Origin of the sequence: Acinetobacter sp. YH12099 (genome assembly GCF_013419195.1) — a bacterium.
GTDB lineage: Bacteria > Pseudomonadota > Gammaproteobacteria > Pseudomonadales > Moraxellaceae > Acinetobacter > Acinetobacter towneri.
Map to the genome: position 1 here is coordinate 49,609 of NZ_VPAP01000012.1, position 22,625 is coordinate 72,233.

At 43.2% G+C, this 22,625-nt stretch carries 30 protein-coding genes; all 30 read left to right on the forward strand.

The annotated features are described in order from the left end of the window. The first annotated feature begins 165 nt into the window (after window positions 1-165). Entirely contained in the window at window positions 166-1,143 is a 978-nt protein-coding gene (locus tag FTU39_RS08760) for a hypothetical protein (RefSeq protein ID WP_180052031.1), read from the forward strand. Further along, window positions 1,140-1,730 carry a hypothetical protein gene (locus FTU39_RS08765; RefSeq protein WP_180052032.1) on the forward strand — a complete coding sequence of 197 codons (591 nt, stop codon included), beginning with the start codon at window positions 1,140-1,142 and terminating at the stop codon, window positions 1,728-1,730. The genes FTU39_RS08760 and FTU39_RS08765 overlap by 4 nt, the downstream gene beginning before the upstream one ends. Further along, a complete protein-coding gene (locus tag FTU39_RS08770) occupies window positions 1,727-1,891 on the forward strand; it encodes a hypothetical protein (RefSeq protein WP_180052033.1) in 165 nt (54 codons plus the stop codon). The genes FTU39_RS08765 and FTU39_RS08770 overlap by 4 nt, the downstream gene beginning before the upstream one ends. Then, window positions 1,884-2,201, forward strand: coding sequence for a DUF6378 domain-containing protein (locus FTU39_RS08775; protein ID WP_180052034.1), 318 nt, complete (start codon window positions 1,884-1,886; stop codon window positions 2,199-2,201). Before FTU39_RS08770 ends, FTU39_RS08775 begins: the two co-directional genes overlap by 8 nt. Beyond that, window positions 2,194-2,532 (forward strand): DUF1064 domain-containing protein, encoded by a 339-nt coding sequence (locus FTU39_RS08780; protein ID WP_180052035.1) that lies wholly within the window; start codon window positions 2,194-2,196, stop codon window positions 2,530-2,532. The genes FTU39_RS08775 and FTU39_RS08780 overlap by 8 nt, the downstream gene beginning before the upstream one ends. A 10-nt stretch (window positions 2,533-2,542) precedes the next feature. Continuing rightward, window positions 2,543-2,809: a hypothetical protein gene (locus FTU39_RS08785; protein ID WP_180052036.1), complete on the forward strand. Its 267-nt coding sequence runs from the start codon at window positions 2,543-2,545 to the stop codon at window positions 2,807-2,809. Between the two features lie 10 nt (window positions 2,810-2,819). Further along, window positions 2,820-3,359, forward strand: coding sequence for a hypothetical protein (locus FTU39_RS08790; RefSeq protein WP_180052037.1), 540 nt, complete (start codon window positions 2,820-2,822; stop codon window positions 3,357-3,359). Between the two features lie 613 nt (window positions 3,360-3,972). After that, on the forward strand, window positions 3,973-4,152 hold the full coding sequence (locus tag FTU39_RS08795) for a hypothetical protein (protein WP_180052038.1): 180 nt from the start codon (window positions 3,973-3,975) through the stop codon (window positions 4,150-4,152). Beyond that, window positions 4,139-4,411, forward strand: coding sequence for a DUF968 domain-containing protein (locus tag FTU39_RS08800; protein WP_180052039.1), 273 nt, complete (start codon window positions 4,139-4,141; stop codon window positions 4,409-4,411). The genes FTU39_RS08795 and FTU39_RS08800 overlap by 14 nt, the downstream gene beginning before the upstream one ends. After that, window positions 4,411-4,914 carry a hypothetical protein gene (locus FTU39_RS08805; protein ID WP_180052040.1) on the forward strand — a complete coding sequence of 168 codons (504 nt, stop codon included), beginning with the start codon at window positions 4,411-4,413 and terminating at the stop codon, window positions 4,912-4,914. The genes FTU39_RS08800 and FTU39_RS08805 overlap by 1 nt, the downstream gene beginning before the upstream one ends. 4 nt (window positions 4,915-4,918) lie before the next feature. Next, window positions 4,919-5,365: a terminase small subunit gene (locus tag FTU39_RS08810; protein WP_180052041.1), complete on the forward strand. Its 447-nt coding sequence runs from the start codon at window positions 4,919-4,921 to the stop codon at window positions 5,363-5,365. Between the two features lie 11 nt (window positions 5,366-5,376). Further along, window positions 5,377-6,624 (forward strand): PBSX family phage terminase large subunit, encoded by a 1,248-nt coding sequence (locus FTU39_RS08815; RefSeq protein WP_180052042.1) that lies wholly within the window; start codon window positions 5,377-5,379, stop codon window positions 6,622-6,624. 99 nt (window positions 6,625-6,723) lie between these two features. Then, window positions 6,724-8,181: a DUF935 family protein gene (locus FTU39_RS08820; RefSeq protein ID WP_180052043.1), complete on the forward strand. Its 1,458-nt coding sequence runs from the start codon at window positions 6,724-6,726 to the stop codon at window positions 8,179-8,181. 2 nt (window positions 8,182-8,183) lie between these two features. Continuing rightward, entirely contained in the window at window positions 8,184-9,389 is a 1,206-nt protein-coding gene (locus FTU39_RS08825; protein ID WP_180052044.1) for a phage minor head protein, read from the forward strand. Between the two features lie 55 nt (window positions 9,390-9,444). Then, complete coding sequence (locus tag FTU39_RS08830) at window positions 9,445-10,380, forward strand: hypothetical protein (RefSeq protein WP_180052045.1); 936 nt, start codon at window positions 9,445-9,447, stop codon at window positions 10,378-10,380. A gap of 13 nt (window positions 10,381-10,393) precedes the next feature. Further along, on the forward strand, window positions 10,394-10,765 hold the full coding sequence (locus tag FTU39_RS08835; protein ID WP_180052046.1) for a head decoration protein: 372 nt from the start codon (window positions 10,394-10,396) through the stop codon (window positions 10,763-10,765). Between the two features lie 10 nt (window positions 10,766-10,775). Beyond that, on the forward strand, window positions 10,776-11,756 hold the full coding sequence (locus tag FTU39_RS08840) for a major capsid protein (protein WP_180052047.1): 981 nt from the start codon (window positions 10,776-10,778) through the stop codon (window positions 11,754-11,756). Between the two features lie 10 nt (window positions 11,757-11,766). Next, the gene (locus FTU39_RS08845) at window positions 11,767-12,210 is read left to right on the forward strand and encodes a gp436 family protein (RefSeq protein WP_180052048.1); all 444 of its coding nucleotides are present in this window, start codon (window positions 11,767-11,769) and stop codon (window positions 12,208-12,210) included. Between the two features lie 7 nt (window positions 12,211-12,217). Then, window positions 12,218-12,715, forward strand: coding sequence for a phage virion morphogenesis protein (locus FTU39_RS08850; protein ID WP_180052049.1), 498 nt, complete (start codon window positions 12,218-12,220; stop codon window positions 12,713-12,715). After that, window positions 12,690-13,112 (forward strand): hypothetical protein, encoded by a 423-nt coding sequence (locus tag FTU39_RS08855; RefSeq protein ID WP_180052050.1) that lies wholly within the window; start codon window positions 12,690-12,692, stop codon window positions 13,110-13,112. The genes FTU39_RS08850 and FTU39_RS08855 overlap by 26 nt, the downstream gene beginning before the upstream one ends. 9 nt (window positions 13,113-13,121) lie before the next feature. Continuing rightward, window positions 13,122-13,289, forward strand: a complete 168-nt coding sequence (locus FTU39_RS08860; protein WP_180052051.1) for a hypothetical protein — start codon at window positions 13,122-13,124, stop codon at window positions 13,287-13,289. Then, complete coding sequence (locus FTU39_RS08865; protein WP_180052052.1) at window positions 13,289-14,050, forward strand: hypothetical protein; 762 nt, start codon at window positions 13,289-13,291, stop codon at window positions 14,048-14,050. The genes FTU39_RS08860 and FTU39_RS08865 overlap by 1 nt, the downstream gene beginning before the upstream one ends. 239 nt (window positions 14,051-14,289) lie before the next feature. Then, complete coding sequence (locus FTU39_RS08870; RefSeq protein WP_180052053.1) at window positions 14,290-14,835, forward strand: Rha family transcriptional regulator; 546 nt, start codon at window positions 14,290-14,292, stop codon at window positions 14,833-14,835. A gap of 41 nt (window positions 14,836-14,876) precedes the next feature. Further along, window positions 14,877-15,446, forward strand: a complete 570-nt coding sequence (locus FTU39_RS08875; protein WP_180052054.1) for a hypothetical protein — start codon at window positions 14,877-14,879, stop codon at window positions 15,444-15,446. Window positions 15,447-15,498: 52 nt separating this feature from the next. Continuing rightward, window positions 15,499-15,786 carry a hypothetical protein gene (locus FTU39_RS08880; RefSeq protein ID WP_180052055.1) on the forward strand — a complete coding sequence of 96 codons (288 nt, stop codon included), beginning with the start codon at window positions 15,499-15,501 and terminating at the stop codon, window positions 15,784-15,786. Further along, the gene (locus FTU39_RS08885) at window positions 15,786-16,436 is read left to right on the forward strand and encodes a zinc ribbon domain-containing protein (RefSeq protein ID WP_180052056.1); all 651 of its coding nucleotides are present in this window, start codon (window positions 15,786-15,788) and stop codon (window positions 16,434-16,436) included. Before FTU39_RS08880 ends, FTU39_RS08885 begins: the two co-directional genes overlap by 1 nt. Continuing rightward, window positions 16,433-16,822: a DUF4124 domain-containing protein gene (locus FTU39_RS08890; RefSeq protein WP_180052057.1), complete on the forward strand. Its 390-nt coding sequence runs from the start codon at window positions 16,433-16,435 to the stop codon at window positions 16,820-16,822. The genes FTU39_RS08885 and FTU39_RS08890 overlap by 4 nt, the downstream gene beginning before the upstream one ends. A 60-nt stretch (window positions 16,823-16,882) precedes the next feature. Beyond that, window positions 16,883-20,245 (forward strand): tape measure protein, encoded by a 3,363-nt coding sequence (locus FTU39_RS08895; protein WP_180052058.1) that lies wholly within the window; start codon window positions 16,883-16,885, stop codon window positions 20,243-20,245. Then, a complete protein-coding gene (locus FTU39_RS08900) occupies window positions 20,245-20,646 on the forward strand; it encodes a hypothetical protein (protein ID WP_075315823.1) in 402 nt (133 codons plus the stop codon). Before FTU39_RS08895 ends, FTU39_RS08900 begins: the two co-directional genes overlap by 1 nt. Beyond that, the gene (locus FTU39_RS08905) at window positions 20,646-22,616 is read left to right on the forward strand and encodes a hypothetical protein (protein WP_180052059.1); all 1,971 of its coding nucleotides are present in this window, start codon (window positions 20,646-20,648) and stop codon (window positions 22,614-22,616) included. The genes FTU39_RS08900 and FTU39_RS08905 overlap by 1 nt, the downstream gene beginning before the upstream one ends. The last annotated feature ends 9 nt before the right edge of the window (window positions 22,617-22,625 follow it).

The window sequence follows — 22,625 nt, forward strand, 5'->3', positions numbered from 1 at the left end:
ATATATATACCCTTTTTTTATATATTTAATTAATTATTTGTGTAGAGGGGTGTACCCCATGTTTTTGTCTACGCTAATGCTCAAAGCTATACAGCGTGTGGATTTTAAGCGTAGGCAAGTGGCGTTTTTAAATAAATTAGAAAAAAACGTTTTTGGTGGTGCAGCATGAGTATTTATCAAAAACAAATCGAATCTGAACGATTAAATAATGAAATTGAAGCTTGGCTGGCTAAAAACCAAATTACTGAGTTGCCGATGGGATTCTCTAATTTTCCTGATGGGAGATTACCAGTCGCTAAAGGTAATTACGCTGACAAAAAACAGGCTGAGTTAGAGAGCCTTGAGCGTATTGAGCTTGCGAACCAAAGAGTGCGCGAGTTGCAAAAGCGCAAAGAAGAAAAATTGAAGCAACAAGAGCAGGCTAGAGCTGAAGCAAAAGTGCAAAGAGAGCTTGCGAAGAAAGAGCGAATGAAAGAGCAAATATTAGTGCTTTCTAATTTCTTTAAAAACGCGATTCATGGCGACTTGAATGCGCTTTGCAGTCTAGCAATGGTTTCACACAAAACGATCTATAACGCCAAAACAGGCTCAACCCTGATTGGTAAAGAGCGATGGGATGCGATTAAGGATGTGATTGCCAATTTCAAGCATGGTGAGCGTAACGCTTTGGCGGCAGAAAAGAAGATCAAAGCGCCAACAAAAGGCAGGAGAGCAAAAAAGAAAGAGCCATCTGTAGAAACATTGCGTAGATCAGAGGTGATGTCACTTGCTAAACAAGCCATTGCACGCGGAGAGAGAATCTTCACGGCACCATGCGCAAAACATGGGTACACGTCATATCGAATTTATGGCGGTGTATCGCGCTGCCTTGAGTGCAAATTAAAACTTAATCGTGAGTATTTAAACCCGAAGCTTGACCAGGTGCAGTTAGATCGACGTGAGCGAGCGATTTTTAACAACGAGCGTATGGACCAAGCTTTAGTAAGTGGCACAAATCTATTTGAGGGATTGTGTCGGGTGCATGGTTACACAGAGTTTCGAGCGCACAGAGTAGAGAGCAGAAACAAAAACGAATTTCGCTGCATGGCTTGCAGTAAAGCATCGCAGAAAAAGTTTAATCAAAAACGTGGGGTGTCGGCATGAAAAAGCGCAATAAGAAATATAACCCGAACAAGCTAGTCAATCTGTATCGAAACGAATTGGCTAAAACTTATGAGCTTTGGTCATCGTTTGATGATGTTGAATTGACCGAAGCATCAGACAGATTAAAAGCGGCTGGCCTGTCACAAAAAGAAAGTATCGAGGGTATGTATGAGTATTTCGATGGTGATCTTGTTGTGCCAATTTTTTGGGATTTGATGGTGGATGACACTGCGTTTTTTGTAGGCATGGACTCTTACTATTACCACCAAGACGACCCAATCGACATTCAGAGTTCAGCAGTGCAGTTCGATGTTCCAAGTATGACTTACGACCAATTCAAGCTTGGTGGTAGCGATAAAAAAGTGGTGGATGAACACGGCTTTAAACGCAGATGGAAAGGCTTAGAGAAAGAAACCGATGATGTGCATAAGCCATTTTTAGATAAGGGTTACAAGCTGTTTAAGTGCATGTGCTACATGAAAGCAGATGTGAAATTTAAAGATTTTGAGTCTTACAACAAGTTTAAAGCAGAGCGTGTGAATCGCGGAATGCGCAGAAAATATCGTTTACAGGAGTTGGCAGCATGACAGGATTTTCAGAATTGAGAGATCAGGCGAATCGAACGACTGACTTGCAAGAAAAGGAATTACTGCTAGAGCAGCTTGAAGCGATGCACAGAGCAGCAGATGAAGAAAGCAAATTGCATGAAGATTTGATTCGTGGGGAGTGGAGAGTTTGGAATGAGTGAGATTAACAACACATTAAACGAACGTGGCGCTCGATATGGCAATTATTCCGATGTGGCGGGTACAACTCAGCAGCTCATGGCTATCGTTGAATGTGGCGCAAACTACGAGCATTTAAACGCAGAGCAGAAAACCAGTCTTTTTATGATTTGCAACAAGATTGCAAGAGCTGTAAATGGCGACCCGCAATATTTTGACAACTATCGCGACATTGCTGGATATGCAACTTTGGCGGAAAGAGCGTGTGAAAAAGGGATGCTTGAAGTAATGGGGAGCTACGAGTCAGATTATGCGGGAGCACTGAGTGACTAAATACAACAACAAGAAGGTGGTGCTTAACGGCATCACTTTCGATAGTCAAAAAGAAGCAAGGCGTTATCGGGATTTATCACTGTTAGAACGTGCAGGGGAGATCGAGAGCTTAGAGCTGCAAAAAGCTTTCATTTTGGCTGAGTCGGTCAAGTTTGAAAATGAGCCAAGACGCAAGCCAGCAATCAAGTATGTCGCAGATTTTGTTTATCAGGAAAAAGGGCAGCTGGTTGTCGAGGATGTCAAAAGCAAGATGACGCGGAGTTTGCCAGTTTATCGCTTGAAAAAGCACTTAATGAAATCGGTTCATGGTTTAGAGATTAGAGAAATTTAGGGGAATAGGAATGGAATTAGAGCAAATAGTGGTGTGGGTTTTGGTGGTGTCTATCGCATACCAATTTTTCTTGAGCTGCATCGGTCTGGTTAACCCGCTGTATTACATGACATATCGGGGTAAGCAGATTAAAAAACGCATGGAGCACCACGAAAACCAATGCAACCAACTTCATCGTGGCGAAAAAGTCTGGACATATAAGATTGCATCGGCGTGTGCTTTGGTTATTCAGGGTGTGGTGATTTTTGCATTATTGAAAGCATTGAGTGTGATTTAGGGGAATAGGGATGAATGCGGCGACAGAAAAAATGACAAATCTTGAATGGCTTACTCAAATCGGGCTTAAAGCAATTGATTACACTGAAGAGCCAAAAGGTACTGGTGAAAAAGGACCGTCATGGGAAGATCGCTGTGCTGCAATTGCTTCAATCGAATGCCCAGCATGCAAAGCATACTGTGAATTATTGGTGTGGGGTGATTATCGGGATAATACAGAGGCGTTTAAAATTCTGTGCAACTACATTGCCAAAATTCTACATTATGCAGCAGAGGAAAAAGTGCAACGCCAAAAGTTCAACCTTGAGGCATTTTGTATGAAATTGGCAAAAATGGCGGTGTTTTATAACTTGCGACCACGACTTAAAGGTGAGCGTACAGCACAAGGTCAGCTTAACTTTTTTGGAATTACGGAAGTTAATGCAGACACTTATGGGAAGCGGTACAAGTACCTAAGTTATATGGCTGAAAATATCCTTGATGGATTCATGGAAGAAATTGATTTTTATGTAGATGAGTACAGAAAGGAATTGACACGTAGCCGTCGCTAAGCTATATTTTTTGTATAGTGGCAAAACTATACGCAAGCCACTTGAACAGCAAATGACGATCAGGAAAGACTGATAGTAAAGGCTCACAGAAATGTGGGCTTTTTTGTTGCCTGTAAAAAGGCGACCTAAGCCTACTGGAGTGCTGACCAGTGGAACATGCCATTGAGTAAACTTCCTTCGGGAATCTAGATCAGGGAGTAGCGCCCCGACTTAAAGAGGATTGAAAGCAAGTAAAGCAGACCGTGCATGTTGGGTGTGTGTGATTGTGAGTAGCGTTTAGCCCTGCGAAAAGGGCTTTTTATGGCGGCTTCCCTTTAATCGTAGTGGTTTAAATTGAATGCCGTCATTCAGATTCTAAAAACGAGAAGCAAAATAGTTTGTCTCTCGTAATTAATTAGAAAGGAGAATCAAATGCTCCAATTCTTAAAACGATTGTTCTGTGTTCACGATTACGACTATGAGTCGGATATTTTCATTCAAGTTGAATGTAGAAAGTGTGGCAAAACAAAGTAACCCTCGCCACTTCGGTGGCATTTGCCGAACGTATTACGGCACATAAGACTCTGCTCAATATGCATTATTGGCGGGGTTTTTCTTTTTATTGGTGGTGGTCATGGTTGATCGTGTCGAAGCATCTAAAAATTTAGAAATACTTAAAGCAAACCAAGTGCGGTTAATGAATTACAACCATCTGTTTTCAAGCTATGCGTTTAAACAAGACTGTGGTGCTGAATTAAAGAAGATTGGCAGACAGATTTACAACATAGAGAAGCAACTCAATGCGCAGTCCTAAACGACTGGCAGAGATCCGTAAGCTTCCGTGTGTAAGGTGTGGAAATCCAAACTCGCAAGCGGCACACAGTAATTCAGCGAAGCACGGTAAGGGCAGAGGAATCAAAAGTTCTGACCTTTTTGCAATTCCCTTATGTGCAATCTGCCATGCTGCGTTTGATCGGTTTGAGTTAGGCAGTCGGGCAGAAAGCGAAGCGATGTTTGAGAAGTGGCTAGTCAAAACTGAGTTGATGATGCGAAAAGGTGGTGAGGTGTTTTGATGGATGCGAAAGTCAAACTCGAACCCGCATGCTTTGTTATCAAGTCATTTGAAGAAGTAGGTCGAGCCATTGCTTATATGCACAGGCATCATGCGGCAGCGTGTGAAGATGGTAAGCCGTTGGTTGTTCGCATAGATCAGAAACAAGAAGATCGAAGCAAGGCGCAGAATCGTCTCTATTGGCTCTGGTTATCTCAATGGTCGAAGCATCAAGGCACAGATAAAGACGCAGAGCATTTATTTTTCAAGAAGCAATTCTTAGCGCGTATTTATCATCGTGATGATGTGGGTCAATATCGAAAGACGTTTGCAGCGGTTAAGGTTTTGAAAGAACAACGGCATCCGATGTATCAGCAAGTGGCAGATGGATTGAATGAATTAATCACAACGACTGACGCAAGTGTTGAACAGTTTGCTGAGTACCTGAATGACATTCATGCATTCTGTTTGAAGCATGGGAAATATTTAAGTACACCAGATGATTTGATGTTTGCAATGGAGTAAAGATATGGCGAACCTAACGCCTAAACAGCAAAGGTTTGTCGAAGAATATCTGATAGACCTAAATGCTACACAAGCCGCGATTCGTGCGGGTTACTCGCCAAGGACGGCAAACGAGCAAGGCGCACAAAACTTAGCAAAACTTAGTATTTCAGAAGCCATTGCAGAGGCTCAAGCAAAGCGAGAAGAACGCACTCAAATTACACAAGACTATGTGTTAACCAATATTCAAAAAGTCATTGAGCGATGTATGCAGGTGCAACAGGTGGACAATTGCTTAACTCAGACCGAAGATGGTGAGCTTGCTCAAGCGTTCATGTTTAAAGAACAGGGTGCATTAAAAGGTTTGGAGTTGCTTGGTAAACACTTAGGCATGTTCAAAGAAAAAATTGAGCATTCAGGTCCTAACGGTGGTGACATTAACGTAACCATTACAAGGCGAGTAATTGACTAAGGAGTGACATTGTGGAGCTTGAGATTCAAACGCCACGATGGGCATTGCCGTTATTAAAACCATCGCGCTACAAAGGTGCATACGGTGGTCGTGGTTCAGGTAAATCACATTTCTTTGCAGAAGCATTGGTTGAGGATTGCTTTGCAGACAAAGAGCTTCGCGCTGTATGTATTCGTGAAGTGCAAAAGTCTATCAAGTTTTCATCAAAGCAATTGATTGAGGATAAGATTAAAGCACTTGGATTGTCTGATTACTTCGACTGTCAGCGTGACTTAATTAAGCGTATTGGCGGTGATGGCGTGATTCTGTTTCAGGGTATGCAAGACCATACGGCTGATTCAATCAAGTCACTAGAGGGATTTAGACGTGCATGGATTGAAGAAGCAAATCGACTATCTGATAAGTCATTGCGTCTACTACGTCCAACAATGCGTACAGAGGGTGCTGAGATATGGGCATCATGGAACCCTGAGTCAAAACACGATCCGATTGATGACTTCTTGCGAGGTGAGTTTGCACCTGAAAGCAGCATTGTGGTTGAGGTCAATATTGACAACAATCCATTCGCAGGAAAAACCCTACTCGATGAATACAAGGCAGATCGTCAGCGTGCAATTCAGATGCAAGAAGCAGGCGATGCAAACGCATGGGCTTTATTCGAGCATGTATGGCGTGGCGCTTATCTTGAGTATTCAGACTCGATTGTATTTAGTGGCCATTATGTTGTTGAAGAATTTGAGCCGCAGCCTGATTGGGTTGATGTTTATTACGGTGCTGACTGGGGCTTTGCTAAAGACCCGACCACACTAAATAAAATGTGGGTGCATGATGATGTTTTGTATATCGAATATGAAGTAAATCAGGTTGGTTGTGAAATTGACCACTTGCCAAAGCTATTCGATGAAGTGCCGGGTGCAAGAGAACACAAAATCAGAGCAGACTCAGCACGACCTGAAACGATCAGCTACTTAAAGCGACAAGGTTTTAAGATTGAAGCTGCGGAAAAAGGTGCGGGAAGTGTTGAAGATGGCATCACGTACTTAAAGAAATTTAAAAAGATTGTGATTCATCCACGTTGCACTGAAACAGCTATGGAATTTCGTCTGTATTCGTACAAAGTCAATCGTGCGGGTGATGTACTGCCTGTCATTCTTGATATGTATAACCACCACATTGATGCGATTCGATACGCATTACAGCCATTAATCAAAGGCAGAACACCAAAAAAACCTGCAGGTGCAGGTAGTCGGACTTATTAAAAATAGACGTCAAAGACACGTTTTTAAACTCTATCCGTACTTTTCAAATCAAACATAGCTCGCAGAAATGCGGGCTTTTTTTATGCTCGGAATAAACACATGGCAAAGTCTAAAGAGGGCAAAGCGTCAAAAAAGGCTTTGTCTTATGGGAACTTATACACTCAAGAAGCAGTCACACAGTTTTTATCTAATTTTGGCAAGCAGCCTGATATAGATGAAGTGCTTCGCAAAGCGGGTATTGCACGGCATAAATTGCGCGTTTTGCTTGATGATGATGAGATTGCACAAGCAGTAGAAACACGTGTCGATGCTTTACTGGCAACGCCGTTACGAATTGAGCCAAGCGATACAGCAGAGTCGGAAAACTTAAATGCTATTTTAAAAGAATGGTTTTTTGAGATTGCTAGTGGTGCCATGAATGGCTTGCTGTTTGGCTATTCAGTTCAAGAAGCCGTGTATGAGCTAAAACCTGAAGGTTATATCGGGCTGCAATGGATTGGCGAAAAGCCGATGGAATGGTTTGAACCAAAAAATGACGGACGCTTGATCTATCGACCAGATGGCACAGGCGTTGAACGTGAAGTTGATCAAGTATTTAAGTTTTTCTTAACCAGACGTAAAGCTACATATCAACAGCCATACGGTAAAGCATTATTAGCAACGCTGTATTGGCTGTTTTTCTTTAAGCAAAATGGCTTTAAGTTTTGGGCAAAATTCTTAGAGCGTTTTGGTACACCAATTTTACTCGGCAAGTGTAAAGACACTGAAACCGAGGATATGAGTCGTGCTTTGCTCGATGCACATGCTCAAAGTGTATTGTCGATTGATGCTGAAGATGATGTTTCAATTCTTTCAACAGCAGGTACCAGTGGCACAGCAGGTGCAGCATTTGAATCATTTAACAATCAATTGATTCGTCAGATTCAGAAGGTTGTGCTAGGGCAGACGCTCACAAGTGGTACAGATGGTGTGGGCAGCCGTGCATTGGGGCAGGTGCATGATAACGTCCGAATGGACAAGTTAAAGTCTGATATTCGCTTAGTTACACCAACACTGCAGGCTGTGGTTGATGCTTTGTGTGCCCTGAATGGTTGGGGCGAGTATAAGGTGATGCTTGGTGAAAAACCTAAGCCACTAAACAAAGACCAAGCCGAGCGTGATGTGCATTTAAAAAATGCGGGTGCTAATTTTTCTAAAGACTATTTCATCCGTGAATATGGTTTACAAGAAGGTGATCTGGTTGAGCAAACTCAAACTGGCTTTAATCAGTTCACCGCATTACCACGTCAAGCGTTTAGCTTTAAAGCATCGACAAACAAGCTATCAGGTGCCCAGCAAGAAGTTGAGGAATTGACGGATGGTCAGGACGATTTAACGCTGCTGAATGATGCTGAAATTAGGCAGTTAGCAAGCACATCGGAAACTCCAGAGGCGTTAGCGTTCAATCTTATGCAGCTTATTCCAAAAGCCACTAAAACCGAGTTTACAGCCAAGTTAGATCAGGCTTTGTATGCTGCGGATATTTTAGGGTATATGGCTGCGAGTAAAGGGGAATAGCATTGCAGCCAGTTACATTCCTTGAAGCATTACGCTATGCACAGCAGCGCAAGATTCTGCTTTCTGATGAGTTTTACTCACTGGATTTAAAAACACGGCAAATGGCAACCACGGTGAGTTTTTTGTCGAGTCTTGAGCAGATCGAAACGGTCATTAAGGCGGTGAATAAATCCATTGCAGATGGCGGTACCTTTAAGGATTTTCAAAAGTTGGTTGAAAAAGAAGGTATCGAGTTGCCTAAGCATTATCTGGACAACGTATTTCGTACCAATATTCAAAATGCTTACGGTCATGGGCGATGGATCCAACAAAACCGAAACAAGGCTAAACGTCCGTACCTGATGTATTCAGCGATTAATGACAGTCGGGTGCGTCCAAGCCACTTGGCTTTAGATAAGATCGTTTTGCCGTTTGAGCATCCGTTTTGGCTGACGCATTACCCGCCACTTGGTTTTCGTTGCCGCTGCACCGTAATCGCCTTAACCGAAAAGCAGGCCTTGAAATATGGCATCACACCAGATGACAAACTGCCTGATGTCGCTGAGGCTTTGGACTGGTCATCGCATCCTTTGCAATTTGGTGAACTTGAATCACTGGTTGATAAAAAGATTGCTGATTCATCACTGGATAAAGAGTTCTTGCTTGAGCAAAAGCAAGTCATTCAAGCTGAATGGACTGCATCCAAAAAGCTGACAAGTTTGTTTGCACCCATGGATGACAAGAGTCGGGATTTGTTCAACACGATTGCAGATACAGTCATCCCGCTTGACCCAAAGATCAGACCAACAGCGATTCGGACGTTTATTGATTATGTGCAGGGTAATGACACGGCACTGAGCACGTATTTAAATGCGTCAGCAGCTTCACTAGCTGATGATGTACTGAAACGGTGGCTAAGTGCTGATATGGCAGCGATTCAGGCTGTGGCAAGCAATACGGCTTCAACCGTGGTGGGCGCTGCAACAATTCAGCAAGTGGCAGCGTATCAACTCGGGCAAACAGTACAATTTAATGCGCCATTGCTGATGGTTGATTCTGCAGGTGACGTCGTGATTCAGATTCAGAATGCCAAAGGTTTAGGTATTGATCTGGAAAAGCTAAATGCAGGGCAAGGGGTTTTGATTCCGTTTGGCTTGTCGTTTGAAGTGGTTTCGATTGAAACAATCAAAGGCAAGCTGATTTACACGCTAAAACCTTTGCTGAACTGAATTAAATATGAATATGACCGCTCCATTTGGGGCGGTTTTTTATTGGAGCATGAAAATGCCAGTAGAGGAAACACAGGACAAATATTGCTTTCGGCTTGGTGATCTGAACGTCAACCAAGCCGAAGACGGCAAGAAAAAACGCACCTTCACAGGCGTGGCATATAGCGGTGAAGTGATTACAGACCACTGGTATTGGGATCGAATTATTTTTGATTTGGATTCTATGAAGATAAAAGGGCGTATTCCCGCATTACTCGATCACTCACCACGTCAGCGTGCAGGTGTCATCAATGAACACAGCATTAATCACCAGCAAGGCCTAGTCGTTTCAGGCGACTTAATGAGTAACGAGTTCGGTACCGAAGTTGCTCAGGATTCTGACGATGGTTTTCCGTGGCAAATGTCGGTTCGTATTGAGCCGTCATCAGTAGAAGAAATTCAGGCTGATGCATCTGTCACGGTCAATGGAAAAGTTCACCAAGGACCAATCACGGTATTTCGTGGTGGTCGTATTCGTGAAGTGTCTTTCTGTGCTTTGGGTGCAGATGACAACACAAACGCCGTGGCAGCTAGCCACAACCCAACACAATCTAGCAAAGAGGACACAGACGTGGACTTAGAACAAGCGAAAGCGAAAATCCAAGAGTTGGAAGGTCAGGTGAATACTCTGACTGAGCAAAACAAACAGTTTGCTGCAGATAAACGTAATTCAGCCATTGATGCTTTGGCCAAAGATTTGGGCAAGGAATTTACTGCTGAAGAAAAAACCAAGTTTGCGGCTATGCCAGATGATGCATTTGATTTGATGGCGGCAACACTTAAGCAATTTGCAGCATCGACTCAGCAACAACCACCAGCTGGTCAGCAGCAACAAGCACCGTTAGCAAATCCAGCATTTGCACACTTGTTTACTCATCAAGCCAACGGTGGCGAAAATCAATTTAACGCAGGTCAGAAAACATTAGCCGATCTTGCAAAAGAACGTAAATAACAGGGGATAACTCATGACAGTTACTTTAGGAAAACCAACATCGGCATGGCTTGCTAACGAGCTTGATGGCAATCATCGTCCAAGCCGTGAAAACGTGGTCGTTGCTGCATCTCAAGAGCTAACAGATGGCACTGTGGTGTCGTTAAATGCCAACGGACAAGCGCAAATTTACGCAGGCGCTACCGATGAAGTTGCTGCGGGCATCTTTGTGGGTGATGCAGTAACTACAGGTGCAGGCGTAACAGGTGCAGGCGTAATCGTGGCACGTACAGCAAAAGTGGTTGCTGAGAATCTGACATTCAAATCAGGTTTAGCAACTGCAAAACAAACAGCAGCATTAGCGGACCTTGCGAAGTTGCATATCACAACAGTTCGTTCAGCATAGGAGCTTACGCATGGACCCTATTTTTTCAACTCAAGAATTATCTGCTGCAATCAGCAGCCTGCCTACTCGCATTGGCAATCCTGGCGATGTTGAGCTATTTCGCCCAATCTCAGGTACAACCAAGTCATTTGACATCGAGTTTTATGCTGAAGATTCAATCCTAGTGCCAACAACAGCATGGGGTGGTGTAGCACCAAAAAACTCTGATGGTGTGCGTACTGCTGAATCATTTGCAATTCCACACATGCCGCTTGAGGATGTTGTTTTAGCATCTGACGTGATGGGTGTGCGTGCATTTGGTTCGACACAAGCTGAAACCGTACAAGGTAAAGTGCTTGATAAGCTTCAATCTATGAAAAACAAGATTGATGCGACTTTGGCTTATCGCCGTTCTAAAGCGAAGCAAGGCATCATCCTTGATGCAAATGGTGCGACCATTGTGGACTATAACGCTCGCTTTGGTGTGCAACAGCAAGTTGTTTATTTCGATCTTGGCACAGCAACTACAAACGTGTTGGCGAAGTGTCAAAACGTGATTGATCTTATCGAAGATGGTTTAGGTCAAGAGATTTACACATCAATCGAAGTCGAAGTAGATCGTACTTTCTATGATGCGCTTACTAGCCATAAAAACGTGAAAGAAGTGTTTTTAGGTTGGTCTGCTGCTGAACAAAAGTTAGGGCGTTCTAATACGTCAGGCTTTGAATTTGGTGGTTTAAAGTTCATTGTGAATCGCAACAAAGTTGGCTCTACACCTGTTATCGCATCAAATACAGGTCATGCCTACCCACGCGGTACGCAGGACGTATTTATGACTGCTTTAGCGCCTGCTGACTTCAACGAAACAGTGAACACTTTGGCACTTCCATACTACGCAAAACAACGCACGCTTGATTATGATCGTGGCTTTGGTCTGCATGTTCAAGCTAACCAGTTGCCAATCGTAGCTAAGCCTAAAGCATTGGTGAAATTGTCTGGTGCTGCATCTTAACAGGTGATTTATGTATGCAACTGAAGCAAATTTGGTTGCACGATTTGGTCAGGAAATCGAAGAACTGAAATTGATGCATGCAAGTGCATCGACTGCGGTTCAAGATGCCATTCAGGATGCAACGGAAGAAATTAACGGCTATATCGGTGGTCGTTATGCTTTGCCGTTGCCAAATGTGCCAAGTAATTTAGAGCGCATGGCGTGTGACATTGCACGTTATCGCCTCTATTTTCAGCAGCCAACGGATGAAGTGCGACAGCGTTATGAAGATGCTGTTTCATTTTTAAAGTTGGTGGCTAACAACAAAGCGCATTTGCAAATTCAGGATGCAGTAAGCAACCAAATCGTGGACGACCAGCCAAAGAATAAACCATCCACAATGCCCATCGGTACCAGCTACAAGGGTGGTGTGTTTGGTGATTCCACTTTAGACATGATGCCTAGCATCAAGTGAGGTGTGTGTGGCATTTGCAATCACGATCAGAGCTGATAGTTCACCCATTGAAGCAATCTTTGCTCGCTTAAATCAGTTCGATGCTGATAAGTCAAAACTATTTGATGAAATTGGTTCAGGGCTTGTTTTTAGTGTGCAGGATCGTTTCTTTACTGGGCGTGATGTAGATGGTAATCCGTGGAAAATGTCTTGGCGTGCAATACAGCAAGGCGGTCAAACGCTGCGTGATACAGGGCGCTTGATGAACTCCTACACACATAATGTTTTGTCTAATGGTGTGGAAGTTGGGACCAATGTTGAGTATGCGCCGTATCTTCATTATGGGGCGACAATCCTTCCGAAAAACGGTCAGTACATTACGTTTGCAGTAGCTGGTCAATATCGCAAAGTAAAGCAATCTGTTTTACCACCACGAACTCAACTTGGCATTAATGCAGAGGATGAGGAAATGGTTTTAGACATCGTAGGAAATTTTATCAATGACTACATTCTTCGCGGTGCGTGATGAAATTGCCGAAAAATTGGATGAAATTCCAGAACTGCGGAAGATTTACACACCGCTTAATTCGGTAAACGTGACGGAAATGTCGCAGGTCACACCATCTGCCCATGTGAACTTTGTGCGTATCGACTTAAAAGACTCCAAGGGTAACAGCAAGTTGAATCAGATCGGTCAGCAATGGTCGGTTACGGTTGCATGTCGCAATGCGCAATCACAGTTAAATGATGGTAGTGCTGTAGCAGATGAGGCGGGCGCATTGACTGAAAAAGTCATTCAGCTTTTGGCGGGATGGAAGCCATCTTCTTCACGTATTCCATTGCGGTTTTTGTCTGTACGTGATGGGTATAGCTCAAGCTTTGCATACATCACCATTATTTTTGAATCTGAAAAGTTTATCTAGGAGCCATACATGGCGAAACAATATAAAGCCTTAAAGCCTGTAGGTCGCTTTCAGGTTGGCGAATTGGTTGGCGGTCTGAATGAAGATCAGATCAAAAAATTAGTTGCTGATGGTGTCATTCAAGAAGTGGAAACCACAGCTGCAACAACAAAGAAAATTGCGGGGGATGCTAAATAATGAGCACTCAATATATTTCGCTACAAGGTGAATTTTACTTATCTAAAATTACCAATGGTGTGGCAGGTGCAATGCGTCATCTGGGCAACGTACCAGAGTTTGAATTGGAAATTGGTGCTGAAATTTTAGAGCACACTGAATCCATGACAGGTAAGCGCACAACTGACTTCACCATGGTTCAAACTACGTCGGTTAGTTTCTCAGGTCAGCTTGAAAAAGTGGATAAAGAAAACCTGAAATACATCGTTTCAGGTGAAACCACAGAAGTGACCACTGAAACCATTGCCGACGCAAATATTGGCACTGTGGTGGCAGGTCAGGAAATTAAGCTTGGTGGTTATAACTTGTCTACCGTGTCATTTAAAGATTCAACAACTGGAACAGCGGTTACAGTAGACCCAACAAAGTACACGGTGGACTTAAAGTTCGGTACGGTTGTTTTTAACGATGTTGCAGGTCTCACCATGCCAATTTTGGCAAGCTATACCACTGGTGCAGTGACACATACGACACTAGCATCGGACTTTGAAACAGAATACGAGCTGTTTTTCAAAGGTATTAATACAGCTACTGGCGAGCACATGGCCGTTCGTTTATGGCGTACTAAGAAGTCACCTGAAACCACATTCCCATTGATTCACGAAGAATTAGGGCAATACTCTATTTCAGGTCAAGCGTTGTCTGATGTTTCAAAACAAAGCGACGCAGCGCTTGGTTTGTACGGCCATATCGTAACAATTCCATCGGTACAAGCGCCTTAAAACCAACACAGGCACAAGAAAACTCCACGACGCATAAGCGTCTTTTTTTGTGCCTGTTTTTTGAGATTGTTTGGCTTTGTATTAATTGATTTTTACAAACCCAAGTGATTTACCAACCTATTGACAAGAATCTATATTTTTTAAAGCAAAGCCGATCTTAACAAGTCGGCTTTTTTAATGCCTGTTTGTTTGTATTTGCATTCTGCATTCAGGCTCAACACAACTCAAAGGAGTTAATTATGAATGCTAAATTTAATCCAGTAGTTAAATTGGTTGAGGTTCAAAAAGGTGAGCCGACCACCACCACTTTGCAAATAGCACTAGGATTAGGAATTCAGCACGCCAGTGTAATTAAAATTGTAAGAACATACCTGCAAGACATTCAGGAATTTGGACGAGTGAGATTTGAAAGTTCTTACGATTACGGTGGTTTAGTGAATTCTGGATTTGAAATCCGAAATTCAAACCAAGGTCGCCACACTCGATACGCTGTTTTAAGTGAGCAGCAATCATATTTTTTAATGACTTTAATGCGGAACAGTCCAAAGGTTATTGATTTCAAAAAAGCGCTTGTTAAAGCATTTTTTGAGGCTCGCACCTTATTGCAAACCGATTACTTTTCTCTTATTCGGGAGCGCGAAACATTAAGTGCAAAACTTGAATGTGAAAAAGAAATAGCAAGTGCATGCGGAAAAGGGTTATCGGTTTGGAAAAAACAACGTGACTGCTTAACCACTGCAATTGCAAACGTGGATCGGCAGATTCAACCATGCTTATTTGACTAAAAACCACTGCCACCTTCGGGTGGCTTTTTTGAGATTCCATCATGAATGATTTTTTCTTAGCAGATAATCGCACGCTTCAAATTGGCGAAATTGAAGTAAAGCAGATTCAGGTGAAGTCACTGGATCTATTCTGCAGACATGCTGAAACAGTCAAAGAATATTTGAAAGACAAAGATTATTCAGATGAAATTTTAATTGAGCTTTTTAAGGCTCATGCAGTTGATGTGATTCAAACCTGTGTCATGACTACCAATCTGACCACAGAAAGCATTTTTAATGTGGCGAATGACCAAGCCTTATTTTTAGGTATACTGCGAGCAGTCTTAACTGTGAATACAGCATATTTCAAACCTGAAAAGCCGAAACGCCGTACCAAGCCAAGCAATGAGAAAAGCACTTGGTTTGATTCATTCCAGTATTTAATTGAGTCTGGCCATCGTCACGAGGACATTTTGAATATGTCATACGGTGCGTACCTGCAGTATATAAAAGCCGCACAAAGAAGTGAGCTTAGAAAAATGCGGTCACAAGTCAATTTAATGCGTTCGGCACAACATGCTCAAAACCGTGAATTTAAAAAACTTATGGAAGATTTGAAGGTTGTTGATTGATTAACCAATTGTTAAAATGCCTGAAAATTATATAAATTTAGAGGGGTGTTTTATGAAAAAAATATTGGTTGCTGCAATTCTGCTTGCGTCATCATCTGCATTTGCTTTGGAATCCACAAATGCTGTTCGTGGTAGTAACATGATTGTTGAGGTTGGGCATTCTCAAGGTCGTATGATGGAAGCCTTAGGTAGACCAGTGTCATCATATAATCACGTAATTCATGATCGTAAAGGCTGGCCGCACAAAGCCACAACTTACACATATCGCATGAATAACGCACGCTACGAAATTACTGTTGTAGATGGGAAAGTCTATAGCATTGGTTGGGAGCGTGAGTGATGGAATTCTCCAAACAACAATTAGTTGGTCTTGTTGGCGGTATTGTTCTTTTGCTTGGGGTTTTTCTCCCAATAGTGAGTATGCCTATCGCTGGATCGATATCCATATTTAGTAGTGGTCGTATAGATGGGTATGTATTGCTTGGATTGGCAATTATCAGCCTTATACTTGCTTTTATAAATAATATAAAGCCTTTGCGAATTACTGGTGGTGTGTCGCTTTTAATAGTGATAATAGATTTTATTTATCTACTCTATAAGCTAAATAGCATCAAAGGGGATGTTGCAGATAAGCTTAAAGACAACCCTTTTGGCGGCATGGCGGAAGCAATGATGAGTACCGTCCAAATACAATATGGATGGGTATTTTTATTTATAGGTAGTCTTTTACTGGTTTACGCTGCGTTTGCTAAGGTTGTAAACAAGCCAGTTGAGAACAATATTGATCCAAGTATACAAAATCAACCTGAGTCGAATGTACGGAGAACCACTACCGCAAAAGTAGTAGGAGAAGATTACTTTTCTCATAATGCAGGGAAACGAGTAGAACCAAAAATTCAATCAGATTTAAGAGCCTGCCCTTATTGTGCTGAAGAAATTAAGGCAATAGCGATAAAGTGCAAGCATTGTGGAAGTATGGTGGAACAATGAAATACATATTAGGGTTGTTTATTTTAGCTCTTTCACAAAGCTTGTTTGCTGGTGGAGTTTACACATGCACGGTTAATGGAAATACTGTTTATCAAGGAAAGCCGTGTGCTGGCAAGGAACTAAATTCTCAAGTTAGAGAATCGCAGGCAAAAATCAAAGGACAACAGGCTGCAGCAGAAAAAGCTAAGGCTGAATGGGATGCAAAAAAAGAGCCTCGCATTGGTATGAGTAAATCGGAAGCCGAAAAGACAACTTGGGGTTATCCAGATAAAGTAAATACCACCACAACTGCTACGAATGAATTTGAGCAATGGGTTTACCGTGGTTATCGCTCAACGCGCTATCTGCATTTTACCAATGGAAAACTAACCTCTATTTCCAACTAAAAGATGATTGTAACAAGCCCACTTCGGTGGGTTTTTTAATGCCTAAAATTTGAGGTCAGCATGTCAAAAAATTTAACTTTTAAACTTATCTTGGACGCTGACAGCAAAGGTTTTGTTAGCGGTGTAAAACAATCTGAAAGTGTCGCAAAGTCAGTATTTGATGCAATCAAAACCGAGTCTGATAAGTTAAAACAAAGCTCGGCTGAAGCTGCAAAAGAGCTTGGGAATATCATCCCAAAAGGCACGAGTGAGTTAGCTGCAGGCTTAACTAAATCATTATCCAGTGCCACCGAGATTATTAAAAATGCAGGGGAAAATGCAAAATCTACTGCAGACAACTTCACGGATTTTGGTAACAAATCACACAAGGCTTTAGATTTATTAAAAGCTGACTTAACAAGTGCTAAAAAGAAGCTGCAAGAGTTTTCCAATTCCAATGCATCACCTGCAGACATTGAAGTTGCACAACGCCAAGTAGACCAACTTGAAAAAGAAGTTCAACAGGCTGACCAAGCATTTAACGACTTTCAGGCAGAAGTCGGCAGAGCAAACACTCAACTTAAAGAAACAGACTCAGCAGCAACATCGGCTAAAAAAGGCTTAGATGGCGCTAAGTTTGCAGTTAATGCACTTGTTGGTGCTATGGCTGCATTAGGTGTTGGGCTAGGTTTGCGTGAATTAGCAGAAGCCGCTGACGCATACACTGGACTTTCTGCACGCATTCAGATTGCCACCAAAGATGGCGGTAACTTTGAATCAGCAATGGCTGGCGTGCATCAGGTTGCCTTAGCCACAAATTCAAGTCTGCAAGCGACTGGTGACTTATTCACTCGTATTGACGCAGTTGGCAAAGAAATGGGTATGACGCAGCAACAAGCGTTAGACCTAACCAAGACTGTTACGCAAGCAATTCAGATTGGTGGTGGTTCAGCCCAAGCCAGTGAAGCAGCAATTACCCAGTTTATTCAAGCCATGCAAGGCGGTGTTTTGCGTGGTGAAGAATTTAACTCAATCATGGAAAACGGCTATGGCTTAGCTGAGGCGCTAGCTAAAGGCTTGGGAGTCACTACAGGTGAACTCCGAAAAATGGCTGAAAATGGAGAGCTAACTTCCGAGCGTGTAGCAAAGGCGCTGCAAAGCCAAGCCGCACAAGTCCAATCGACTTATGACCAATTCCCAACAACTATTGGTAATGCTTTACAGCGCATCCAAACAAGTTGGCAAATTCTGATTGGCACAATGGATCAGGCGAATGGTGCCAGTGCTACTGTAGCTGAATGGCTTGTTGTGATTGCTGACAATATGGGGATTGTTGAAGCCCTTATTGATGATTTGGGCGATGGTTTTATTTGGGTTGGCGACCAACTTAAAAAAATCGATCCATCTGTATGGGTAAGCCTTAAAGATGCTTTAAGCAGTGCATACGATGCCATTAAAGATGTTGTGGTGACGTTGTTTGATTTAGGTAAAACGGTTGCAGATGTATTGGGCACAAGCCTATCAACTGCATTGTCTATTTTATCATCATTGACTGGTGAAGTTACAGAAGCAGGCGAACAAGTCAGCTTTTTAGAACGTGTGCTTCAAGGTCTTTCAGTAGCGTTCGGCGTCATTTCTGACGCGGCGTCAGGCATTAAAATCTGGGTCAAGCTTTTAACAGGTGCATTTTTTGATTTAGCAGGTGCGGCAAATAGCGTACTTGCAGCCTTGACTTGGGGTGACTTAAGCAAACAGTTTGCAGCCAATGCTGATTTAATGAAGCAAAAGGCTAAAGAATACTATGCAGAAGCGGATAGGGATGCACAAGGTTTTAAATCTAAAAGCATAGCTGCGATTGAGGAAATTAGTAAAACCCAAACTGAAAAAGATGCTGAGTCGGTTACATCATCCAAAGCTAAGCTTGAAAAACTTTTAGCAGATCAGACTGCTGAAGCTGATGGCAAGAAAGCAACCGAGCAAGAAAAGCTAAAAGCCGTTCAGGATTACGCAGAGGCAGCGATTAGAGCCAATGGCGGTGCAATGGATGGCACCATGCAAGCCGATCTGATGACGAAAGGCTATATCGTCACAATGAATGAGGCTGGCAAGGTCAGTGTTGAAGCTTGGGACGCGGCTGCTGAAGGTGCTGAAGAAAACGCAAATGCTGCAGACAAGGCGCGTAAAGCCGCAGCAGCATTGGGTTTGGATTTAGACGTTTCACTCAACCGCGTTTCAGCCAAATTCAAAGAATCAGAGGGGCAGTTAAACAACTTTACTGCTGGTCTTGAGGATTTGGGTGTCACGGGCGAAAAAGCTGGAAGTGTTACCTATGAGGCATGGCTCAAATGGTTGGAAACTGCCAAAAGCCAAGCTGAAATTGATATGGCTAAAGCCAAGCTTGAGCAGTTTGGCGAACAAGGCAAGATATCAACTTCGCAGGTTGAACAAGGTCTGATTGCAATTAAGCATCAAGCCCAAGGCTTACCAGATGATATTGATCCTGTAACGGCTGCTTTTAAGCGATTAGGGATTGAGACCAAAGAGAATCTTAAACTGTCTGCACAACAGGCATTGATGGATTACATCACTATCCGTGATAGTGGTCAGGCTACGGCAGAAGGCATTCAAAAGGCTTATGAGAAAGCAGCACAAGCGGCTGCCTTATCAGGCGATCAAGCAGTAATTGCATCGGCTAATGCTGCAGGTGCAGGTCGTGATCTGCGCGTCGAAATCGACGAAACAGGCAAAGCCTCTGTTAAAGCGATGGATGAATTAACCGAAGCTAACCACCGTGTACGTGAATCAGCACGCAGTATTGGTGATGGTTATCGTGAAGCAGGGCAGATTGCACGCGAAGAAGCCAATGCAGCGCAAATCGCATGGAATAAGGCATCTCAGGAAGCGGCTCAGAAATGGGATGCTGAAATGAAACGTCAGTCCAAAGGTTTAAGCGCGGCTATCTCAGGCTATCAATCCATGAGCAAGAACGATGTAATTTCTCAGATTAAAAGCATGGGATACAGTGAAGATCAGGCTAAGAAATTGGCAGGGTCAATCTGGTCACAAGCCATGGCTACAGATCGTGATGCCAAATTTGCTGCATACGGCAAAGGCGGTAACTTGGCCATGAATAAACTCATCGAGCAAGAATTTAATAACGCTGCAGCGAAAGGCTTAACGACACAGCACGGTACAAACAAGATTAATGAATTACTGCGTAATCTTGATGTGAGAAGTACGGGCAGCACGCCAAAGGTCAATGACTATGTACCTAATATTTCTGAACCAAAAATTCGCGATCTGCAGAATGATGCACCAACCAAAAACGTGCGCTTTGAGTTTGTATCAGGCGGCAAACGCTTTGAAATGCAAGGCTCACAGGAAGATGGAGACACAATGGAAAGCATCTTGCGTGAATTTGAAATGCTGAAAAAGGCAATGTGATGAAATTAATACGCTTAGCAACATCCGAAACCGTCTCATTAGAAGACGGTTTTTTATGGTCTGATGAATTTGAATGGAAGCCTAAAGAGCAAACCGTGGAACGTGCTATTAGTGGTGCGGCCATTATTCAGGAAGGCATCAAAGTCGGTGCTCGCCCTATCACTTTAACGCCCGACAGCAATCGTGGTTGGGCAAAGTTAAGTGATGTGCGCAAGCTACAGGAATGGTCGGCTTTAAGCGAGAAGTTTCGCTTGCAGTTTGAATGGCCACATGACAATCGACAATTTGATGTGATTTTTAATCATCAAGACACAGCACTGGAAGCGGTCAGCGTGTGGGGTTCACCAGCGACCAGTTCAGATGAAATGATGCGTTTAACGCTAAGATTTTGGAGCGAATAATGGCAATTGAAACAAAAGACTTGGTGCTCTATAAATCGGAGCGATTAACTGACACAGACGATGGTGGCGGAAAATATTCAGGTCAGGTCATCGTGGATGGCCAAAGTAATAACTTGTTCAATGACGTGTCGGAAATGGATAGGACGATGGGTGACGTATCCATGCGTAAAATCTTTCCTGCCGTGATTACAGAAGATACAGACTCATTGATGGGTGCAACGGTATTCATCTCTGAAAACCCGCAGGATCCAAACGTATCGGCTTTACTATTCAGTACAAAAAACTGGACAGATGAACGCCGTAGCGCCCAAAACCGTGTAGAAAATTACTTGGCCAAAGGTGGGCAAATTGCTGGTACTCCATTAGATACGCACTGGCAAGGCATGAAGCAGTTGCAAGTGGCGATGTTCCCGCAAGAGGCTGAATCCAGTGTAGGTGACACAATTGTTTTAGTTAGTGACGAAGGCAAGGCGGTTCAATTTGAGCAGTATGTGCGTATCACTAAAGTTGAAACACGCATTGCGATTATGGTGGTTGATAATAAAAACGTGGAATACAAGATTGCCACGTACACGATTAATGACCCACTTGAGCGTGATTTTGTCGGACTAACAGCACGACAGTGGTACGGTGGCAACACACCATCTAAAACCATCATTCGTGAATCATTGGTTGCAGATACAGGTGAATATTGTGCATCGGTAAAACTGGCATCGGATGCGCAAGTAGGTGAGTTCACTGTGAATGCGTCTAGCATGTTCACACAGTTGATTCCATCTGCACAGACTGAAACCCCGATTGTTGATGTGAACGCGGCGGGTGAGAGCGTTATTTTGGTACCGGGTAACGACGGTACCATTACTGCAAATTTCCCAACCACTGTGGGCGTCAGTCAAAACTTGTATTTAGGTTCGAGCGTAATGCCCTCAAGCATTGCGTTTACGCTGTTTGGTCAGCCTGTGAGCGACCAAGGCGGCTTGCTTAAAAACAGCCAAGGCACACAAGTCGGTACGATTGATTATCAGCGTGGCTTAATACAATGGACTTCTGCTGCAGGCACTGGCTCGACCACCTTAGAAATCACTTTTACGCCTGCTGCTGCGCCAAGACAATATTTTCAAAGCTATGCCATTCCTGTGACGCAAAACAGCCAAAGCACCAACTGGACAGGCGTTTTAATTCCAATTCCTGCACCGGGTAGCCTGACGCTTTCGTATATGTCACAAGGCAAGTTCTACGAGTTGAAAGATGATGGTTCGGGTCAGTTAAAGGGTGTTCACAGTTCGTTTGGCTCAGGCATGATTAACTATGAAACAGGTTCATTCTTGCTGACCACAGGTGCATTGCCTGATGTGGATACGCCAATTTTGGCACACTGGGGCACACCGATTGCAACTTTCGTGCGTGCAGGTTTGCATGTAGAGAAAGCAGGCTTTGACATTGACCTTGGCCGTGTAGGGGTGGCATCAGGTGTTACGGTGACTTGGCTGCTCGATGGAGTCACTAAAACAGCTTCCAGTAACTCCAAGGGCTTATTTGTGGGTGATGCAACGGGTTATATCAAATATGCCACAGGCAAAGGGCGGATTATTCCAAACAAGCTGCCGCAGAAAAATACCCAGTTCAACATCACCTATAACTATGGCACGCAGCTCAGTCAGTCAAAGACTGTTGTTCCTGCTGGAGACCAGGTATTGACGTTCACAATTGGTACAGGCTCAAGCATTCAGCCGAGTAGCGTAGAGCTAAGCATTCCAGTAACAGATATATCGGGTCTAAATACACTTTATGTGGAAATTACAGATGACCCGATAAATGAAAGCAGCGGACACCTAATTGATCGTTATGGGAATATTCAAGGCACGATCAATTATGAGACGGGGGAATGCACAGTAACACCAACCACAACATTCCAAACATTCAGTCTTGTTTATGAGGCTCGATTTAACGCAACTTATGCGTCTGCATAAAGGTGATCT

What these genes read in the sequence shown, in the direction of transcription:
- FTU39_RS08880 (WP_180052055.1), top strand. Translation starts at nt 15,499, where the DNA reads ATGAAAAAAATATTGGTTGCTGCAATTCTGCTTGCGTCATCATCTGCA.
- FTU39_RS08865 (WP_180052052.1), top strand. Translation starts at nt 13,289, where the DNA reads ATGAGCACTCAATATATTTCGCTACAAGGTGAATTTTACTTATCTAAA.
- FTU39_RS08805 (WP_180052040.1), top strand. Translation starts at nt 4,411, where the DNA reads ATGGATGCGAAAGTCAAACTCGAACCCGCATGCTTTGTTATCAAGTCA.
- FTU39_RS08890 (WP_180052057.1), top strand. Translation starts at nt 16,433, where the DNA reads ATGAAATACATATTAGGGTTGTTTATTTTAGCTCTTTCACAAAGCTTG.
- FTU39_RS08835 (WP_180052046.1), top strand. Translation starts at nt 10,394, where the DNA reads ATGACAGTTACTTTAGGAAAACCAACATCGGCATGGCTTGCTAACGAG.
- FTU39_RS08760 (WP_180052031.1), top strand. Translation starts at nt 166, where the DNA reads ATGAGTATTTATCAAAAACAAATCGAATCTGAACGATTAAATAATGAA.
- FTU39_RS08885 (WP_180052056.1), top strand. Translation starts at nt 15,786, where the DNA reads ATGGAATTCTCCAAACAACAATTAGTTGGTCTTGTTGGCGGTATTGTT.
- FTU39_RS08810 (WP_180052041.1), top strand. Translation starts at nt 4,919, where the DNA reads ATGGCGAACCTAACGCCTAAACAGCAAAGGTTTGTCGAAGAATATCTG.
- FTU39_RS08830 (WP_180052045.1), top strand. Translation starts at nt 9,445, where the DNA reads ATGCCAGTAGAGGAAACACAGGACAAATATTGCTTTCGGCTTGGTGAT.
- FTU39_RS08900 (WP_075315823.1), top strand. Translation starts at nt 20,245, where the DNA reads ATGAAATTAATACGCTTAGCAACATCCGAAACCGTCTCATTAGAAGAC.
- FTU39_RS08765 (WP_180052032.1), top strand. Translation starts at nt 1,140, where the DNA reads ATGAAAAAGCGCAATAAGAAATATAACCCGAACAAGCTAGTCAATCTG.
- FTU39_RS08875 (WP_180052054.1), top strand. Translation starts at nt 14,877, where the DNA reads ATGAATGATTTTTTCTTAGCAGATAATCGCACGCTTCAAATTGGCGAA.
- FTU39_RS08785 (WP_180052036.1), top strand. Translation starts at nt 2,543, where the DNA reads ATGGAATTAGAGCAAATAGTGGTGTGGGTTTTGGTGGTGTCTATCGCA.
- FTU39_RS08800 (WP_180052039.1), top strand. Translation starts at nt 4,139, where the DNA reads ATGCGCAGTCCTAAACGACTGGCAGAGATCCGTAAGCTTCCGTGTGTA.
- FTU39_RS08775 (WP_180052034.1), top strand. Translation starts at nt 1,884, where the DNA reads ATGAGTGAGATTAACAACACATTAAACGAACGTGGCGCTCGATATGGC.
- FTU39_RS08820 (WP_180052043.1), top strand. Translation starts at nt 6,724, where the DNA reads ATGGCAAAGTCTAAAGAGGGCAAAGCGTCAAAAAAGGCTTTGTCTTAT.
- FTU39_RS08855 (WP_180052050.1), top strand. Translation starts at nt 12,690, where the DNA reads ATGACTACATTCTTCGCGGTGCGTGATGAAATTGCCGAAAAATTGGAT.
- FTU39_RS08845 (WP_180052048.1), top strand. Translation starts at nt 11,767, where the DNA reads ATGTATGCAACTGAAGCAAATTTGGTTGCACGATTTGGTCAGGAAATC.
- FTU39_RS08770 (WP_180052033.1), top strand. Translation starts at nt 1,727, where the DNA reads ATGACAGGATTTTCAGAATTGAGAGATCAGGCGAATCGAACGACTGAC.
- FTU39_RS08860 (WP_180052051.1), top strand. Translation starts at nt 13,122, where the DNA reads ATGGCGAAACAATATAAAGCCTTAAAGCCTGTAGGTCGCTTTCAGGTT.
- FTU39_RS08795 (WP_180052038.1), top strand. Translation starts at nt 3,973, where the DNA reads ATGGTTGATCGTGTCGAAGCATCTAAAAATTTAGAAATACTTAAAGCA.
- FTU39_RS08895 (WP_180052058.1), top strand. Translation starts at nt 16,883, where the DNA reads ATGTCAAAAAATTTAACTTTTAAACTTATCTTGGACGCTGACAGCAAA.
- FTU39_RS08905 (WP_180052059.1), top strand. Translation starts at nt 20,646, where the DNA reads ATGGCAATTGAAACAAAAGACTTGGTGCTCTATAAATCGGAGCGATTA.
- FTU39_RS08790 (WP_180052037.1), top strand. Translation starts at nt 2,820, where the DNA reads ATGAATGCGGCGACAGAAAAAATGACAAATCTTGAATGGCTTACTCAA.
- FTU39_RS08870 (WP_180052053.1), top strand. Translation starts at nt 14,290, where the DNA reads ATGAATGCTAAATTTAATCCAGTAGTTAAATTGGTTGAGGTTCAAAAA.
- FTU39_RS08840 (WP_180052047.1), top strand. Translation starts at nt 10,776, where the DNA reads ATGGACCCTATTTTTTCAACTCAAGAATTATCTGCTGCAATCAGCAGC.